The 16564-nt window shown below is 70.5% G+C and carries 14 protein-coding genes; 7 read left to right on the plus strand and 7 right to left on the minus strand.

Annotated elements, in window-relative coordinates; all coding sequences use genetic code 11:
* Nucleotides 1-180 precede the first annotated feature (180 nt).
* Complete coding sequence (locus WS54_RS27360) at nt 181-1182, plus strand: hypothetical protein (RefSeq protein ID WP_059780502.1); 1002 nt, start codon at nt 181-183, stop codon at nt 1180-1182.
* Nucleotides 1183-1215: 33 nt separating this feature from the next.
* On the opposite strand, the gene WS54_RS27365 is transcribed toward WS54_RS27360, so the two are convergent.
* The 7 genes from WS54_RS27365 to WS54_RS27395 all read right to left on the minus strand — a co-directional run bounded on the left by WS54_RS27365 (nt 1216) and on the right by WS54_RS27395 (nt 8539).
* Nucleotides 1216-1989 (minus strand): class II aldolase/adducin family protein, encoded by a 774-nt coding sequence (locus tag WS54_RS27365; protein ID WP_034208381.1) that lies wholly within the window; start codon nt 1987-1989, stop codon nt 1216-1218.
* Between the two features lie 245 nt (nt 1990-2234).
* A complete protein-coding gene (locus WS54_RS27370; protein WP_059780501.1) occupies nt 2235-3857 on the minus strand; it encodes a phospholipase D family protein in 1623 nt (540 codons plus the stop codon).
* A 379-nt stretch (nt 3858-4236) separates the two neighbouring features.
* Nucleotides 4237-4998: a M48 family metalloprotease gene (locus tag WS54_RS27375; RefSeq protein WP_034208383.1), complete on the minus strand. Its 762-nt coding sequence runs from the start codon at nt 4996-4998 to the stop codon at nt 4237-4239.
* A gap of 213 nt (nt 4999-5211) precedes the next feature.
* Entirely contained in the window at nt 5212-5985 is a 774-nt protein-coding gene (locus tag WS54_RS27380) for a glycosyltransferase family 2 protein (protein WP_059780500.1), read from the minus strand.
* 125 nt (nt 5986-6110) lie between these two features.
* The gene (locus WS54_RS27385) at nt 6111-7352 is read right to left on the minus strand and encodes a chorismate transformation enzyme, FkbO/Hyg5 family (protein ID WP_080747816.1); all 1242 of its coding nucleotides are present in this window, start codon (nt 7350-7352) and stop codon (nt 6111-6113) included.
* 85 nt (nt 7353-7437) lie between these two features.
* Nucleotides 7438-8154: a 3-oxoacyl-ACP reductase FabG gene (fabG, locus tag WS54_RS27390; protein ID WP_059780499.1), complete on the minus strand. Its 717-nt coding sequence runs from the start codon at nt 8152-8154 to the stop codon at nt 7438-7440.
* 124 nt (nt 8155-8278) lie between these two features.
* Entirely contained in the window at nt 8279-8539 is a 261-nt protein-coding gene (locus WS54_RS27395; protein WP_034174668.1) for a phosphopantetheine-binding protein, read from the minus strand.
* A 573-nt stretch (nt 8540-9112) separates the two neighbouring features.
* On the opposite strand from WS54_RS27395, the gene WS54_RS27405 reads away from it, so the two are divergent.
* The 6 genes from WS54_RS27405 to WS54_RS27430 are packed head-to-tail and all read left to right on the plus strand — an operon-like array spanning nt 9113 to nt 16537.
* On the plus strand, nt 9113-9766 hold the full coding sequence (locus tag WS54_RS27405) for a hypothetical protein (protein ID WP_059780498.1): 654 nt from the start codon (nt 9113-9115) through the stop codon (nt 9764-9766).
* Between the two features lie 58 nt (nt 9767-9824).
* Nucleotides 9825-11576, plus strand: coding sequence for an acyl-CoA synthetase family protein (locus WS54_RS27410; RefSeq protein ID WP_059780497.1), 1752 nt, complete (start codon nt 9825-9827; stop codon nt 11574-11576).
* Nucleotides 11573-12550, plus strand: a complete 978-nt coding sequence (locus WS54_RS27415) for an LpxL/LpxP family acyltransferase (protein WP_059780496.1) — start codon at nt 11573-11575, stop codon at nt 12548-12550. Before WS54_RS27410 ends, WS54_RS27415 begins: the two co-directional genes overlap by 4 nt.
* The gene (locus WS54_RS27420; protein ID WP_059780495.1) at nt 12547-13188 is read left to right on the plus strand and encodes an outer membrane lipoprotein carrier protein LolA; all 642 of its coding nucleotides are present in this window, start codon (nt 12547-12549) and stop codon (nt 13186-13188) included. Before WS54_RS27415 ends, WS54_RS27420 begins: the two co-directional genes overlap by 4 nt.
* A complete protein-coding gene (locus WS54_RS27425) occupies nt 13188-15656 on the plus strand; it encodes an MMPL family transporter (protein WP_059780494.1) in 2469 nt (822 codons plus the stop codon). Before WS54_RS27420 ends, WS54_RS27425 begins: the two co-directional genes overlap by 1 nt.
* Nucleotides 15653-16537, plus strand: a complete 885-nt coding sequence (locus WS54_RS27430; RefSeq protein ID WP_059780493.1) for a polysaccharide deacetylase family protein — start codon at nt 15653-15655, stop codon at nt 16535-16537. Before WS54_RS27425 ends, WS54_RS27430 begins: the two co-directional genes overlap by 4 nt.
* Nucleotides 16538-16564 lie beyond the last annotated feature (27 nt).

Below are 16564 nucleotides of genomic sequence, written 5' to 3' on the forward strand. Positions count from 1 at the left end.
CACGCGCGTCGCGATCGGCGCGCGTGCGGACGGTTGCCGAAATCGGACCGCGTACCGTGCAGGTTGTCACGATACGTGGAATACGTTATTGCGCGAACCCGGGTCGACACGTGTTTTCCCGCGCAGGAAAATGCCGCATGTCGTCGTGACTGGAAGTGAACCGTGCCGGCCCGTCTCCCGATGTCCTGCCCGCCCCGCCCCGTCCGTGTCCGCCCGCTGCTGGCGGGTCTCTGCTCCGTCGCCGCCTTCTACGGCGCGCCCGTCGATGCACAGGAATTCTCGCTGTTCGCCGGCCAACTGTGGGGCGGCGGCCAACGCACGTATTCGTGGGCGTTCGATTACCAGGAAGGCTTGAGTCCGCACACCGCGCTCGGCTTCACGTGGTACAACGAAGGGCACATTCCGAATCACCACCGCGATGGCCAGGCGGTGCAGTTCTGGGGCCGCATGCCGCTCGAGAACCGCCGCCTCGTGCTGTCGGCCGGCGCGGGCCCGTATCGCTACTTCGACACGGTGCCGGCCGCCGAAGGCCGCGGTTACTCGAATACTCATGGCTGGGGCGTGCTGATGAGCGTGCGGGCCGCGTACTACACGTCGCACCGCTGGATCGCGCAGCTTCAGGTCAATCGCGCACAGGTGTTCAGCGGGCCCGACACGACGTCGGTGATGTTCGGCGTCGGCTATCAACTCGATGCGCCCGACACGCCGGGCCCGCGCGACACCGCGCTGCCGCGCACGCGCAAGGTCACGAACAACGAAGTCACCGCGATGCTCGGCGAAACGATTCTCAACAGCCGCTCGTCGCCGTCGACGCTCGGCGGCAGCGTCGAATACCGGCGCGGGCTCACGCGTTCGATCGACTGGACCGCGACGTGGATGTACGAAGGCGCGAAGCAGGCGGTCCGCCGCAACGGGATCGCGTCCGAGCTGTGGCTCACGCGCGCGTTCCTGAACGACAAGGTCACGCTGTCGGCCGGCGCTGGCGCGTATTTCACCGTCAACCAGCGCAACCGCGAAGGCCAGCCGGGCCCGGGCGACGGCCGGCTCTCCGGCATCGTCTCGATCTCGGCGAGTTACCGGATCTCACAGCGCTGGCTCACCCGCATCACGTGGAACCGCGTGGTCACGCGCTACGATCGCGACACCGACGTGATCCAGGCCGGCCTCGGCTACCGGTTCTAGCCGGGCGCACGCGTCGGGCGCGCGCCGCCCGCATCACGCGCGATAGCCCGGATCGATCCGGTCGACGATACGCTGCAGCGCGTCGAACGCGTCCTGTCCCGCGCCATGCTTCGGATCGAAATTCAGCGAATCGCGCACGCACCCTTCGAGCACGGACGGCGCAATCGGCAGCGCATCGCCGATCGCATGCGTCGCGATCTGCACCTCGCACGCGCGATTGAGCAGCCACATCAGCGAGAACGTCTGCGCGAGCGTTGCGCCGATCGTCACGGGCCCGTGGTTGCGCAGCAGCAGCACGGGCCGCCCGCCCGCGCTCTCGACGATGCGCCGGCCCTCCTCGAGATGCACGGTGATGCCTTCGAAGTCGTGATACGCGATCTTCCCGTACAGCTGCGCCGAATAGAAATTCGAGAACGACAGGCCGTCGCGCGAACAGCACACGGCCATCGTCGGCGTCGTATGCACGTGCATCACGCAGTGCGCATCGGGCAGCGCCGCATGGATCGCGCTGTGGAACGTGAAGCCGGCCGGATTGATCGGCCAGTCGGCATGGCCGATCACGTTGCCGTCGATGTCGATCTTCACGAGGTTCGACGCGCACACCTCGCGGTAATGCAGCCCGAACGGGTTGATCAGGAAATGGCCGTCCTCGCCCGGCACGCGCAGCGAGATATGGTTGTAGATCAGCTCGGTCCAGCCGAGGATGTCGAAGATGCGGTAGGCGGCCGCGAGCTGCACACGCGCCTGCCATTCGGCTTCGGAGCAGCGCGCGGGACGCGTGAACGGCTGGTTCGGTACACGTTGCATGGGGAACTCCGGTTGCGGGGGCGCGCGGCCCCGGGCGAGTGGCGGTGCGCATCGTCCATCGTCCGCCGGCGCCGCGCGCAGTGCGTGTCGCGCACTGCGGCGGTACGTCGTCCGGCGCCGTTCCGGCCCGCATTGTTCGACGGGGTCCGCGGCGCTGTTCACGACCGACATATCGTTGCGCACACAACCATATCATCTTTCCCCGCGCACCGGTATCGCGGGTTTTGCCGGAGCCGTTCCCGCCCTTACAACTGGTCGTCGACCGGCAGCAGCGTGAAGATGCCCGTCATCACGTTGCGCAGCAGCCCGGCATGCGGGTCGACGTGATAGGTGGTGAGCTGACCGCCTTCGGTGCCCGTCCATTCGAGCGCCGGCGGGCTGCCGTCGGTCCGCGTCGCGAGCGTGACGCGATAGCTTTCGTCCGGCTGCGTCACGCGCGCGAAGATCGCCGCGGCCTGCTGCGCGAGCACCGGGCTGTGGATCACGAGCGCGAGTTCGGTGTTCAGGTGCGCGGAACGCGGGTCGAGGTTCAGCGAGCCGATCACGAGAATCTGCCGGTCGATCACGTACGCCTTCGCATGCAGGCTCGCGCGCGAGCGCGAGCCGAACAGCCGCGCGGGCTGCTGGTCCGGCTGCGACTTGAATTCGTACAGCTCGACGCCGCGCTGCAGCAACGGCACGCGATACGGCGCATAGCCGGCCTGCACCGCGACCGCGTCGGTCGCCGCGAGCGAATTCGTCACGATCGCGACGCGCACGCCGCGCGCGGCCGTGTCGCCGAGGATTTTCACGCCGGCGTCGTGCGGCACGAAGTACGGCGAAAACGCGAGGAATTCCTTCTGCGCGCCGCGCGTCAGCTCGGCCAGCCGCTGCATCGGCGGGCTCACGTACGTGCCGGTCGGCTGCGCGACCTTGGTCGGCGCATCGACCTTGAATTCGGCCGGCGCCCATACGAGCTCGAGCTCGTCGCGCGCGATCTGCCGTGCAAGCGGCGTCGCGTTCAGCGGCTTCGCGTTGTACGGATCGGCATTCTTGCGCCAGTGGTCGCGCAGCTCGTCGCGCATCGCGTCGAGATCCTTCGGATCGAACGTCTGATGATTGAGCGCACGCAACGGATAGCTGCTCGCGCTCGCCCAGTAGTCGTCGAAGCTCTTCGAGATGTCGTGCGTCACGGGGCCGGCCGCCAGCACGTCGAGATCGCGGAACTGCAGCGTCGGGCTCGCACTGAAGTATTCGTCGCCGAGATTGCGGCCGCCGACGATCGCGAGCTGGTTGTCGGCGATCATCGCCTTGTTGTGCATCCGTCGCGTGAAGCTGTCGATCCGCGTGAAGAAGTTGGCCGTGCGCTCCATCACGCCGCGCTGCGATGCGCCGAACGGGTTGAACACGCGGATCTCGATGTTCGGGTGCGTGTTCAACGCGGCCATCACGCGGTCGATATCCTTGAAGTTCAGGTCGTCGACCAGCATCCGCACGCGCACGCCGCGATCGGCCGCGTACAGCGCCGCGGCGAGCAGCAGCTTGCCGGTCGTGTCCTCGGTCGCGATGTAGTACTGCATGTCGAGCGTCTTCGTCGCCGCACGCGCGAGCGCGATGCGCATCTGCAACGCGGTGGCGCCGTCGGCCAACAGCCGGAAGCCCGACTGCCCCGGATGCGCAGCGGCCGGCGCGGCCAGCGCATCGCGCAGCGGCGTCGCGGTATCGGCCGGCAACGCGTGGGACGCGGGACGATCGAGCGAAGTGGCGGGCGGATGCGTCGCGCACGCAGCGAGCGGCAGCAGCGCGCAGACGATCAGCGCGCGGGCCTGGCGGCATGCGGCGCGCCACGATAGCGCGGCCGGTGCGCGCCGGATCAAGGACGTGAGCACGGAAGCTTCCTCGACAGTCGGATCAATGGGCACGTCATCGCCGCGGCGCGCGGCTGACAGGCGGTTCCGGTCGATTCTAGTGGGCGCCCGACGAAGCGGTCAATTGGGCCGGGCCGCGCAGGCCGGGCCGCGCAAGCCGGGCCGCGCAAGCCGGGCCGCGTAGGCCGGGCCGTGCACCCTACAGTTTCGCGTCGGTCGCGGCCTCGACGGCCGCGTCGTCGTTCGCATCCGCGGGAATGATGCCGCAAGCGGCAACGTGCATGCCGAAAAACAAAAAACCCACGCCCGAACGAGCGTGGGTTTTTCATTTCGCCTGCCGATCGCCTGCGTCGACGACCGGCGATCCGTTGCGCAATCGGCCGCGGGATCGGTTGCGGAATCAACTGCCTTTTGCGATGCGATCCTGGATGTGCTGCGCACGGCTCGCCGACGACGGATGCGAGCTCATCATCGAGCTCTGGCCGCCATCCATCTGCGCGAGCTTCTGGAAGCCGGTGACGAGGCCCTTCTGGCTCATGCCCTTCTGCTTCATCAGGTCGAACGAGTAGTCGTCGGCCGCGCTTTCCTGCGACTGCGAGAACTGCGCGTTGATGAACTTCTCGGTGATGTCGCCGAGCTGCGAGCTCGACAGCGCCGCCACGCCCGGCGATGCGGCGCCGGCCGCGCTGCGCGCCGCGCTCACGGCGTACGCCGTCTGCATCGCCTTCTTCGAGTGACCGAGTGCGACGTGGCCCATTTCGTGGCCGATCACGCCGCGCAGCTCGTCGTCGTTCATCATGTCCATCAGGCCGCTGTACACGCGCACGCAGCCGTTGCCCATCGCCCAGGCGTTGACGTCCTTGGTCAGGTAGACCTTGTAGTTGATCTTCTGGCCGTTCAGCGTCATGTCGCCGAAGCCCTTCATCACCTTCGTCAGGCGCTTCGCGTATGCGCTGTTCGGCGGCGCGATCTTCGATTCGGCGTCGCTCGACTTGCACGATTCGTTCGACAGCGCGGCGATGTCGCTGTCCGACAGCGTCGCCGCCTTGTACAGGTTGGTCCCCGCCGACGCCAGGCTGTTCGCGTCGAGGCTCTGTACCCCGCCGCAGGCGCTCAACAGAAACGCCACGCCACACGCCGCCACCGCTTTCTTGAGTTGCATCCCGGAATCCCTCGATAGTTGTATTTGGGAGCGGCGATTTTGCATAATCCGGCAGAAAATTACCAGATGTTTACATCATATGACACGTTCATTACGCAGCGGATCGAAACGACACGGCGATCCGACACCGTATTGACGACAAAAAGCGCGGCAATCGCCGCACGCCGGGGCGGCGAGCGGGACCGAAAACGGGCGGGCCTTCGCTCAGGCCGTCTAGTCGCGGCGCCGCGTCAGACGGCGCGCGACCAGCATCGGTAGCCGCATCGCGAAGCCGGTGAAAAGACGCAAGTGCATCCACGCGAGCAGCGCGTTGTCGCGGCCGTAGTGAAAGTGCGACACGCCGCCTTCGTGGCGGCCGAAATAGCGCACCGGCGCGTCGATGCGGATCGGGCGCACGCCGGCCCAGCACAGCCGCACGGCCGCTTCGGGATCGAAGTCGAAGCCGCGCATCCACGGCTGGCGCCGCATGATCGCCGCCAGCGGCGCGACCGGATAGACCCGAAAGCCGTACAGCGAATCGCCGATCCCGGCCCACAGCGTCTCGAGGTCGGCCCACGCGTTCGACAGCCGGCGCCCCTGCACGCGCAACTGCGGCGCGCTCGCATCGAACTTCGGCACGCCGAGCACCATCGCGTCGGGCGCGGCCTGCGATGCCGCCATGAAAGCGGGGATCAGGTCGGCCGGATGCTGGCCGTCGGAATCCATCGTCAGCACGTGCGTGAAGCCGCTCGCGGCGGCCGCGTCGAGCCCCGCGAGCACCGCGGCGCCCTTGCCGCGATTCTCCGGCAGCACGATCACGCGCAAGCCGGGATCGCGCTCGGCCATCGCCTGCAGCCGTTCGGCGCTGCCGTCGGTGCTGCCGTCGACGACGACCCACACCGGATTCCACTGCTCGCGTGCCTGGCGCACGGTCGTGTCGACCTTGGCGCCCGGGTTGTAGCTGGGAATCAGGACGAGATGAGTGGACGACGCGTGCAGCTTGGACATGGGAACAGCCGAGGGCGAAGACGGGGATCCTGACAAAAGTGTATGACGTGCCGACGACCGCCGACACGCGTCGTCGACACCGGCCGCATGCCGGACCGGCTGCCGGATCGTGAGGCTCTCGCGCTTCATGACAGCCACTCCGCGGCATGGCCGGCGCTGGCCTCGATCTCGACCAGCAGGTCGTCGCGACATACGTCCGCGTGAACGAACAGCGGCCGCACGTGAGGACCGGCCGCCTCGCGCAGCACTTGGCCGATCGCGGCGAGCGCCGCGGTATCGCCGGCATCGCGCACGTAGACGCGATAGCTCAGGTCGGCGAGCGAGAACGGGCCGTGCCCCTGCCGCGCGGCCTGCTCGAGTACCGCCGCGAGGTTCGCGACCGTCTCGCGCGTCTGCGCGACGACGTCGCCGCGATGCACGGTGCGGTGCCCGACGATGCTCGCGGTGCCCGATACGAACAGCAGCGGCGTCGCGTCGCCGTCCGCCCACGCGGCGGCGCGCGCGAACGTCGGCGCACGCGGGCCGTACTGCGCCGGATAGTGATACGCGCTGACCTGGCGCGGATTCTCGACGGAATCGGCCGGCGTTCGGCTCGCGAGGAAGTAGATCGCGAGCGGCGCGGCCGGCGACGCGTCACCCGCGACCGGCACGACCGAGCCGAGCGCGCACGCGGCCGGCACGCTGCCCGTCAATGCACGGCGGCACGCGTCGAACGCACGCTGACGGCCGATGTTGAACTGACGGTAGCGCTCGATCCCGTCCTGCACCGCATTGATCGCCGGCACGGTATTCCAGATCCGCAGCGGATGCGGCATGCCGAGCGTATCGAGCAGGTCGAACAGCGCGCGGTACGCGTCGAACGTCGCGCGTTCGAGCGGCGTGCCGCCGTCGCGCGGTGCGTCGCATGCTGCGTCCGTCTCGTGCACGACGAGGCTGCCGAACACGAGCCCCGCCGCTTCGCTGTAGCGATAGCGCAGCGCACCGCGCCGCGCGCTGCGCAGGTCGTGCGCAGTGCATTGCCACAGTTCGCAGACGGCATCGCCCGGCGCGACCTCGGCGCCGAGCAGCGCCATCTGCACCGGCGCGACCGGCAGGCCGGGCGCGGCATCGGTCAGCATCCGTGCCATCGCCTCCGCGCGCGACTCGTCCGGCGTTCCGGTTGCGCCGATACACACCGCGCCCAGTATGCCGGGAAACGCGCGCTCGAGTCCGTCGCCGCCGCGGTGCGCTTCGTGCAGCAGCGCGACGAGCCGCGCGTGGCTCATCCGGACGAACCGCAGCGCGTGGCCGTCGCCGTGCGCGAACGGCGCGGCGGCGGGCAACGGGGAACACGGGCGCCGTTCGGCGTGGACTGGATGCACGGACACTTCGATTTCCTCACTACTAGATGGCGCCGCCCGACACCGCGGCCCTGCACCGCGTTGCGCTACGTCAGGCCGACGCGGCGCTTCGTCATGCGAGCCCGCCGTTGACGGACAACACCTGCCCCGTCACATAGGCCGCGGCGTCGGACACCAGATACGCGACCATCGCCGCGACTTCGTCGGGCCGGCCCGCGCGTTGCGCGGGCACGAGCTGCTTGATCCGTTCGGCGGGAAACGCCTGTTCGGCCATCGGCGACGCGATGATGCCGGGCGCCACCGCGTTCACGGTGATGCCGCGCGACGCGAGCTCCAGCGACAGCGACTTCGTCGCGCCGATCAGCCCCGCCTTCGCGGCCGCGTAGTTGGCCTGCCCGCGATTGCCGGTCACGCCGGCCACCGATGCGATGTTGACGATCCGTCCGCACCGCGTGCGGATCATCGGCAGCAGCAGCGGCTGCGTGACGTTGAAAAAACCGTTGAGCGTCACGTCGATCACGCTGTGCCATTGCCGGCGCGACATGCCGGCCATCGGCGCGTCGTCGTGAATGCCCGCGTTGTTGACGAGGATCTGCACCGGCGCATCGTCGACGAACGGCTGCAGCGCGGCGAGCGTCGCATCGGCGTCGGTCACGTCGAACGCGATCGCGTGCGCGGCGCCGCCGGCCGCGACGATCTGCTGCGCGACGGCCTGCGCCTGCGCGAGATGGCGGTTCGCATGCACCCATACTTCATGGCCGGCTTGCGCGAGCGCCGTGCAGATCGCCTGCCCGAGCGCGCCGCTGCCGCCCGTCACGAGCGCCCGCATCGAATGGCTCCGTTCATTGCGTTGTCACCTCGATCGACGCGGCCGCGCATCGTCCTTCGCGCGTCGCCGCATGCCGTCTTCGCCGTTGCGCCGCGCCCGTGCCCGACGCCCGTGCGCGACGCCGTCACTTCGTGCGATGCGCGGCGACGTAGGCAGCCAGCGCACCGAGCGTCGCAAAGATCGTCTGGTTGTCCGGATTGTCCGAGCGCAGTTCGAAGCCGTATTTCTTCGAAATCAGCAGCGCGATTTCCAGGATGTCGATGGAATCGAGCCCGAAACCTTCGCCATACAGCGGGGTATCGGCCGTCACCGTGTCGAGCGGGACGTCTTCGAGATTCAGTTCGCCGATGATCAGCGTGGCGAGCTCTTGTTCCAGTGCGTTCATCATGCGTGCGTGCAGGCGGCCCGCGGCAGCGGGAGGCGCCCGGAAACGGCAAGCCGTCGTGCACGCCCGGCGCGTGCGAATCTCCGTCCCTCCGGCCTCTGCCGGCTTCCCCGCCTGCGTCGTTTGGGGATCGTTTGTAAAAGTTACGCGGATTCTAGACGAAGGGTATCGGGCCGTATACCGCGAATGGTTACAAGACTGGCGAGCCGCCGCAGCGGCCCGTTTCGAACGCGAATGCACGAGACGCTTGAGCCGCTTTGGACGGAAATGGACCGACCCCGCAAAATCGTTCGTCCGGTGCCATACAATCGGTTACAAAACCCGGTCGCGGCCGCCCCGAACCCGCGCTGCCGCGGCCCTAAAATGAGCGTGCCCGACCACCGGCCCGGACCCGCGTCCCGGCCGCCATTCATATGATGTTTCGACGGCCCGCCCGCGCGTTCCGTCCACGATTCGCCCGATGTCTCCAGTGATACCGCGTCCGCCCTTGCGCTCCGTTCCGGTTCGCCCGCCCGTCAGCCGCCGCAGCCCGGCCGCCGGCCGACGTGCGCGCCGCGCCGCCGGAGGCCGCCGATGAGCCGGCTGCTGCCCGTCGTGCGCGGCGTCGCGGCGATCGGCGCCGTGGCCGCCTACCAGGCCGGCGCGCATTACGCGAGCGCAACGCCCGGCGCGCACGGCTTCGGCCTCGCGATGGCGCTCGTGCCGCCGCTGCTGCTCGCGCTAGGCGCGGCGTGGCGCTCGCCGCGGCGCGCCTGGCTCGTACCGGCATGGCTGCTGGCCGCCGCCGCGCTGTGGGCCGCGCGCGCCCCGCTCGCGCGGCACTTCGAATGGGGCCTGTATCTGGAGCACGTGAGCTTCAACGTCGCGATGGCGCTGCTGTTCGGCCGCACGCTCGCGGCCGGCGACGTGCCGCTGTGCACGCGCTTCGCGGCGACGATCCACGGCACGGTCACGCCGGCCGTCGCGCGCTACACGCGGCGGATCACGCTCGCATGGGCGTTGTTCTTCGTCGCGATCGCCGCCGTGTCGACGCTGCTGTTCGCGACCGCGCCGATCGTGACGTGGTCGACCTTCGCGAACTACCTGTCGCTGCCGCTCGTCGCCGTGATGTTCGCCGCCGAGCATGCGTGCCGGCGTGTCGCGCTGCCGCACGAGCCGCGGCCGCGCATGATCGACGCGGTGCGCGCGTATCGCGCGTCCGCCCACGCCACGCAGGCCTCGCAATGAATTCATGACCGGCGCGGCCCCACGGCCGCGCGGCCTTCGTCCCCGTCTTGACCGATTTATGCCGACTCACCCGCTGGTATTCCATGCCTCGCCCGACCAGACGATCGCCTGGCGCGACGGCTCGCCCGTCACCGTACGCGCATTCGTCGCCGACGTCGCGCGCGTGGCCGCCGCGCTGCCCGCGGGCGGCCACGTGTTCAACGTGTGCCGCGACCGCTATCGCTTCGCGGTCAGCCTGTGCGCGGCGCTCGTCGCCGGCAAGATCAGCCTGCTGCCGTCGACGCACACGCCGGAAATGGTCCGCCAGCTCGCGTCGTTCGCGCCCGACGCGTTCTGCCTGCACGATGCGCCCGATTGCACGATCGACCTGCCGCGCTTCGCGTATCCCGATGCCGCGCCCGACGAACGCGCGGGCGACGCGCCGTTCGCCGTCCCGCAGATCGACGCGGCGCGGATCATGGCCTACGTGTTCACGTCCGGCTCGACCGGCGCGCCGGTGCCGCACCGCAAGACCTGGGGCTTCCTGGTCGGCTGCGTGCACGCGGCGGCCGATCGCCTCGGGCTGCTCGATGGCCGCGCGGCCACGCTGATCGGCACGGTGCCCGCGCAGCACATGTACGGCTTCGAATCGACGGTGCTGCTCGCGCTGATCGGCGGCCTCGCGTTCAGCAATCGCCAGCCGTTCTACCCGGGCGACATTCGCGACGAACTCGACGCGATCCCGCAGCCGCGCGTGCTCGTCACGTCGCCGATCCACCTGCGGGCGCTGCTGTCGGCCGACCATGCGCTGCCGCGCGCGGCGCTGGTGCTGTCGGCCACCGCACCGCTGTCGGAGAAGCTCGCGTGCGAGGCCGAGGCCGCGCTCGACGCGCCGCTCGTCGAGATCTACGGCAGCACCGAGACCGGCCAGATCGCGACCCGTCGCACGTCGCAAGGCGCGGCGTGGGAACTGTTCCCGGATATCCGGCTCGACGCCCGCGACGCCCCGGACGGCGACGACAGCGGGCCGACGGTCTGGGTATCGGGCGGACACGTCGAGGCGCCCGTGCCGATGGGCGATGCGCTCGAACTGCTCGGCGGCGGCCGGTTCCTGCTGCACGGCCGCAAGGCCGATCTCGTCAACATCGCCGGCAAGCGCACGTCGCTCGCGTACCTGAACCATCAGCTCAACGCGATTCCCCAGGTGGTCGACGGCGTGTTCTTCATGCCCGACGAAGCTGCGCCCGCACAGGGCGACACCGCCGTCGAGCCGGTCACGCGCCTCGTCGCGCTGGTCGTCGCGCCGACGCTCGCGGCCGCCGATCTGCAACGCGCGCTGCGCGAGCGGATCGATCCCGCGTTCATGCCGCGCCCGCTCGTGTTCGTCGATGCGCTGCCGCGCAATGAAACGGGCAAGCTGCCGCGCGACGTACTGGCCGCGCTCGTGGCGCAACATGCGCGTGGCGCGGGCACGACGGCCGCGCCGCCGGCCGAACACGACCCGGCCGGCACGCCCGTGCTCGCGTTCACGATCGCCGCCGACCATCCCGCGCTGCCCGGTCACTTCCCCGGCCATCCGGTCGTGCCCGGAGTCGTGCTGCTCGATCACGCGATCCACGCGATCGGCGCGGCGCTGAACCGTCCGCTGCATGCGTGGCGGCTCGGATCCGCGAAATTCCTGAGCCCGGTCGCGCCCGGCGAAGCGCTCGCGCTCGCGTACGACGCCGCGGCCAGCGGCGCGATCCGCTTCACGGTGCGCGCCGGGTCGCGCGAGGTCGCGACCGGCGTGCTGTCCGCACCGCCGCCCGCGCAGGACGGCACGCAACCATGAAGCGCACCGCGTGGGCCGAGCGCCAGGAGCGCAGCAACGCGGGCTTGCTGCGCGCGATGACGTGGATTTCGCTGCGCTTCGGCCGGCAGCGCGCGCGCATCGTGCTGCACCTGATCGCGACGTATTTCGTGCTGTTCTCGCCGGTCGCGTGCGCGGCGTCGCGCGACTACCTGCGCCGCGTGCTCGGCCGCCCCGCGCGCTGGCGCGACGTGTACCGGCACGTGTTCACGTTCGCGGCGACGATCCACGATCGCATCTACCTGATGAACGGGCGCTTCGACCTGTTCGACATTCGGTTGCACGGCGAGACGCTCGTCGACGACGCGCTCGCGGGCGGTCGCGGCGCGTTCCTGATGGGCGCGCACCTCGGCAGCTTCGAGGTCGTGCGCGCGATCGGCCGCACGCATCCGGACCTGCGCGTGGTCGTCACGATGTACGAGAAGAACGCGCGCAAGATCAACGCGACGCTCGCCGCGGTGAACCCGGCCGCGCAGCCGGAAGTGATTCCGCTCGGGCAGGTCGACTCGATGCTGAAGGTGCGCGAGCGCCTCGACGCGAACTGCATGGTCGGCATGCTCGCCGATCGCACGCTGCTCGACGACGCGGCCGCGTCACTGCGACGCTTGCCGCTGCTCGGCGCGCCGGCCGCATTCCCGCTCGGCCCGCTTTACATGGCCGCGATGCTGAAGCGCCCGGTGATCTTCATGACGGGCCTTTATCGCGACGGCAACCGCTACGACGTGCATTTCGAGACGCTCGCCGATTTCTCCGACGTGCGGCGCGACGCGCGTGCGGCGGCGGTCGATGCGGCACTCGCGCGCTACGTCGCGCTGCTCGACAAATACTGCCGCATGGCGCCGTACAACTGGTTCAACTATTTCGATTTCTGGCAAGACGGCGATGCCGCGGCCGCGCGCCGCGACGCGGTGCGCACCGGCGCCGACCTGCCCGCCACGAGGGATTCCGACGCATGACCGCCGTTCGCCGCCGCCCGTTCCCGTTCTCGTTTTCGTTGCCCCACGTCGCCCGCGTGCTCGTCGCCGGCGCCGCCGCGATTGCGCTGGCCGCGCCCGCGCACGCGGCCGACGCCGGGCCTGCGTGGAGCCTCGACCGGCTGATGTCGACGCTCGCGCAGCACAAGTCGGGCCGCGCGACCTTCACCGAGACGAAGACCTTGTCGATCGCCGCGCAGCCGATCGAATCGTCGGGCGAGCTGGTGTTCGTCGCGCCCGACCACCTTGAAAAACACACGCTGAGCCCGAAGCCCGAACACCTCGTCGTCGACGGCGACATGCTCACCGTCGAGCGCAACAACCGCAAGTACACGCTCGCGCTCGCGCGCTATCCGGAGCTCGGCGCGTTCATCGACAGCATCCGCGCGACGCTCGCCGGCAACCGCTTCGCGCTCGAGCAGGTGTACAAGGTCGCGCTTTCCGGACGCGGCGACGACTGGACGCTGACGCTCACGCCGCTCGACTCGCGGATGCTGAAGGTCGTCAGCACGATCACGCTCGACGGCACGCGCGACGTGTTGCGCAGCGTCGCGATCCGGCAGGCCGACGGCGATCGTTCGGTGATGCGCCTGCACCCCATCGCGGCGGACGCGAACTGATGGACGATCGCACGCGCCCCTCTCCCGTCGCGCGCCGCGTGCCCGCGTGGCGGCAGCGCGCGGTGCTCGTGTGGCTGCTCGCGCTCGTCGTGTGCGGCGTCGCGATCGGGCGCGCGCACTTCACGGCCGACCTGTCCGCGTTCCTGCCGAATGCGCCGAGCGCCGGGCAACGCGTGCTCGTCGACCAGTTGCGCGACGGCATCGTGTCGCGCCTGATCCTCGTCGCGATCGACGGCGGCGATGCGAGCACGCGCGCCGCGCTGTCGCGGCGCGTCGCCGACACGCTGCGCGCCGATCCGCAGTTCGCGGCCGTGCACGACGGCGCAGCCACGAACGACGCGCGCGACCGGCAATTCATCTTCGATCACCGCTATCTGTTGAGCCCGGCCGTCACGCCGCAGCGCTTCAGCGCCGACGGCCTGCACCGGGCGCTCGGCGACAGCCTCGACCTTTTGAGTTCGTCGGCCGGCCTCGTCGCGAAAGCAATGCTGCCGCGCGACCCGACCGGCGAAGTCGCCGCGCTCGTCGACGGCCTCGACCGCGCGGCCGAACCGGCGAGCCGCGACGGCGTGTGGGCGTCGCGCGACGGCACGCGCGCGGTGCTGGTCGTCCAGACGGCCGCCGCCGGCTCCGATACCGATGCGCAGGCACGCGCGATCGACACGGTGCGTCGCGCGTTCGCCGCCGCGAAACGGGCCATCCCGAATGCAGCGGCCACCACGCTCGCCATGACGGGCCCCGGCGTGTTCTCGGTCGACACGCGCGACACGATCCGGCACGACGTCGAACGGTTGTCGACGGCAAGCGTCGTGCTGATCGTCGCGCTGCTGCTCACGCTGTACCGTTCGCCGCGCACGCTCGCGCTCGGCCTGCTGCCGGTGCTGACGGGCGTCGCGGCCGGGATCGCGGCGGTCGGCGTCGCGTTCGGCACGGTCCACGGGCTGACGCTCGGGTTCGGCACGACGCTGATCGGCGAAGCCGTCGACTATTCGATCTACCTGTTCGTGCAATCGGCGCACGCCGGCACGCGCGGCGCCACGCGCCCGGCCGACGCGACGCGCGCGTGGGTCGCCGCATACTGGCCGACGATCCGGCTCGGCGTGCTGACGTCGGTGTGCGGATTCGCGTCGATGCTGTTCTCCGGATTCCCGGGCCTCGTGCAGCTCGGGCTCTATTCGATCGTCGGGCTGACGGCCGCCGCGCTCGTCACGCGCTTCGTGCTGCCGCACCTGCGCGGCGAGCATGTCGCGATCCGCGACGTCTCGCGCGTCGGCGCCGTACTCGCGCGCGCGGCCGACGCCGCGCCGCGGCTGCGCTGGCCGCTCGCGGTGCTCGCGGTCGCCGCATGCGCGACCCTCGCGCTGCATCGCGACAACCTGTGGAGCCGCGAGCTCGCCGCGCTCAGCCCGGTTCCGGCGACAGCGCAGGCGCTCGACGCACGGCTGCGCGCGGATGTCGGCGCGCCCGACGTGCGCTATCTCGTCGTGATTGCCGCGCCGACCGAACAGGCCGCACTCGAAGGGGCAGAAAAAGTCGCCGCGCAATTGCAGCCGCTCGTCGACCGGGGCACGCTCGGCGGTTTCGAAAACCCCGCCCGCTACCTGCCGAGCGACGCCGCGCAGCGCGCGCGCCGGGCGAGCCTGCCGGATGCGGACGCGCTTGCCGCACGGATGCGCGACGCCGTCGCGCACCAGCCGATCGCGGTGAAGCCCGACCTGTTCGCGCCGTTCCTCGCCGACGTCGACGCCGCGCGTCACGCACCGCTGCTGACGCGCGCGGACCTGCGCGGCACGTCGATGGCGCTCGCCGTCGATGCGCTGCTGACCGAACGCGACGGCCGCTGGAGCGCGATGCTGCCGCTGCGTGCGCCGGACGCGGCCCGCACCGCGCAGCCGGCGTCGGGCCTCGACGCCGCGCCGATTCGCGCCGCCGTGGCGCGCGCGGGCGTGCCCGATGCGCTGTTCGTCGACATGAAAACCGAAGCCGATCGGCTGTACGTGAGCTATGTGCACGAGGACATCCGGTTGTCGCTCGCCGGGTTCGCCGCGATCGCCGTGCTGCTGCTGATCGCGCTGCGCTCGCCGCGCCGCGCGGTGCGCGCCCTCGCGCCGCTCGTCGCGGCCGTGCTGGTCGTGACGGCCGGCTTCGCGCTCGCCGGCGTACAGCTGACGATCCTGCACCTCGTCGGGATGCTGCTGATCGTCGCGGTCGGCTCGAACTACGCGCTGTTCTTCTGCCGGCGCGACGACACGCAGCCCGTCACGCCGTACACGCTGGTGTCGCTGCTGATCGCGAACCTCGCGACGGTCGCCGGCTTCGGGCTGCTCGCGCTGTCGCGCGTGCCGCTGCTCGAAACCTTCGGGCTGACCGTCGGCCCCGGTGCGATGCTCGCGCTCGCGTTCGCGGCGATTCTCGCGCCGCGCGCCGCACCGGCGCTCGGCCATCGCGAACGAGGAGGCCGCGCATGAATGCGCCGTCGGCGGTTCCGCCGCACCCCGCCGGCGACGCGCGGCGCTGGAAACCCACGCCGCTGATCGCGGGCGCCGCCGCACTGCACGCCGGCGCGGCCGCCGCCGCGATCGCGCAACCGGCCACGTGGCCGTGGGCCGTCGGCGGCGTGGTCGCGTCGCATCTCGCGCTGACGGCGGCCGGCCTGTGGCCGCGCAGCACGCTGCTCGGTCCGAACTGGACGCGCCTGCCGCCCGGCGCGGGCCGCCGCATCGCGCTGACGATCGACGACGGCCCGGACCCGGACGTCACGCCGCGCGTGCTCGACCTGCTCGACCGTTACGACGCGCGCGCGACGTTCTTCTGCATCGGCGATCTCGCGCGCCGCCATCCGCGCTGGATCGAGGCGATCGTCGCGCGCGGCCATGCGGTCGAGAACCACAGCCAGCGGCACCGCCATACGTTCTCGCTGTCGGGGCCGGCCGCGCTGCGACGCGAAATCGCGGCCGCGCAGCAGACGCTGACCGACGTCGCCGGCACGCGACCGCTGTTCTTCCGCGCGCCGGCCGGCCTGCGCAATCCGTTTCTCGAACCGGTGCTGTGCGAACTCGGCCTGCAACTCGCGAGCTGGACGCGACGCGGCTTCGACACGCGTGCGCACGACGCCGCGACCGTCACGCGCCGCCTGCTGCACGGCCTCGATGCGCGCGACATCCTGCTGGTCCACGACGGTCATGCGGCGCGCGACGCGCGCGGCGAACCGATCGTGCTCGACGTGCTGCACGAAGTGCTGCGCGCGGCCGCCGATGCGCAGCTGCACTGGACCACCTTGCGCGCGGCGCTCGCGCCCGAACCGTCCGGCCAGCCGGGCGTTCCGGCACCCCCGTTTGATAAAATCTGACCTCGAACGGCGCGCCCGCCAGCCCTG

Origin of the sequence: Burkholderia sp. NRF60-BP8, from assembly GCF_001522585.2 — a bacterium.
In the GTDB taxonomy this organism is placed as follows: Bacteria; Pseudomonadota; Gammaproteobacteria; order Burkholderiales; family Burkholderiaceae; genus Burkholderia.

Coding starts and splice junctions, on each gene's coding strand:
- WS54_RS27425 (WP_059780494.1), top strand. CDS start 13,188: ATGGACGATCGCACGCGCCCCTCTCCCGTCGCGCGCCGCGTGCCCGCG.
- WS54_RS27415 (WP_059780496.1), top strand. CDS start 11,573: ATGAAGCGCACCGCGTGGGCCGAGCGCCAGGAGCGCAGCAACGCGGGC.
- WS54_RS27420 (WP_059780495.1), top strand. CDS start 12,547: ATGACCGCCGTTCGCCGCCGCCCGTTCCCGTTCTCGTTTTCGTTGCCC.
- WS54_RS27375 (WP_034208383.1), bottom strand. CDS start 4,998: ATGCAACTCAAGAAAGCGGTGGCGGCGTGTGGCGTGGCGTTTCTGTTG.
- WS54_RS27365 (WP_034208381.1), bottom strand. CDS start 1,989: ATGCAACGTGTACCGAACCAGCCGTTCACGCGTCCCGCGCGCTGCTCC.
- WS54_RS27380 (WP_059780500.1), bottom strand. CDS start 5,985: ATGTCCAAGCTGCACGCGTCGTCCACTCATCTCGTCCTGATTCCCAGC.
- WS54_RS27430 (WP_059780493.1), top strand. CDS start 15,653: ATGAATGCGCCGTCGGCGGTTCCGCCGCACCCCGCCGGCGACGCGCGG.
- WS54_RS27395 (WP_034174668.1), bottom strand. CDS start 8,539: ATGAACGCACTGGAACAAGAGCTCGCCACGCTGATCATCGGCGAACTG.
- WS54_RS27360 (WP_059780502.1), top strand. CDS start 181: ATGTCCTGCCCGCCCCGCCCCGTCCGTGTCCGCCCGCTGCTGGCGGGT.
- fabG (WP_059780499.1), bottom strand. CDS start 8,154: ATGCGGGCGCTCGTGACGGGCGGCAGCGGCGCGCTCGGGCAGGCGATC.
- WS54_RS27405 (WP_059780498.1), top strand. CDS start 9,113: ATGAGCCGGCTGCTGCCCGTCGTGCGCGGCGTCGCGGCGATCGGCGCC.
- WS54_RS27410 (WP_059780497.1), top strand. CDS start 9,825: ATGCCGACTCACCCGCTGGTATTCCATGCCTCGCCCGACCAGACGATC.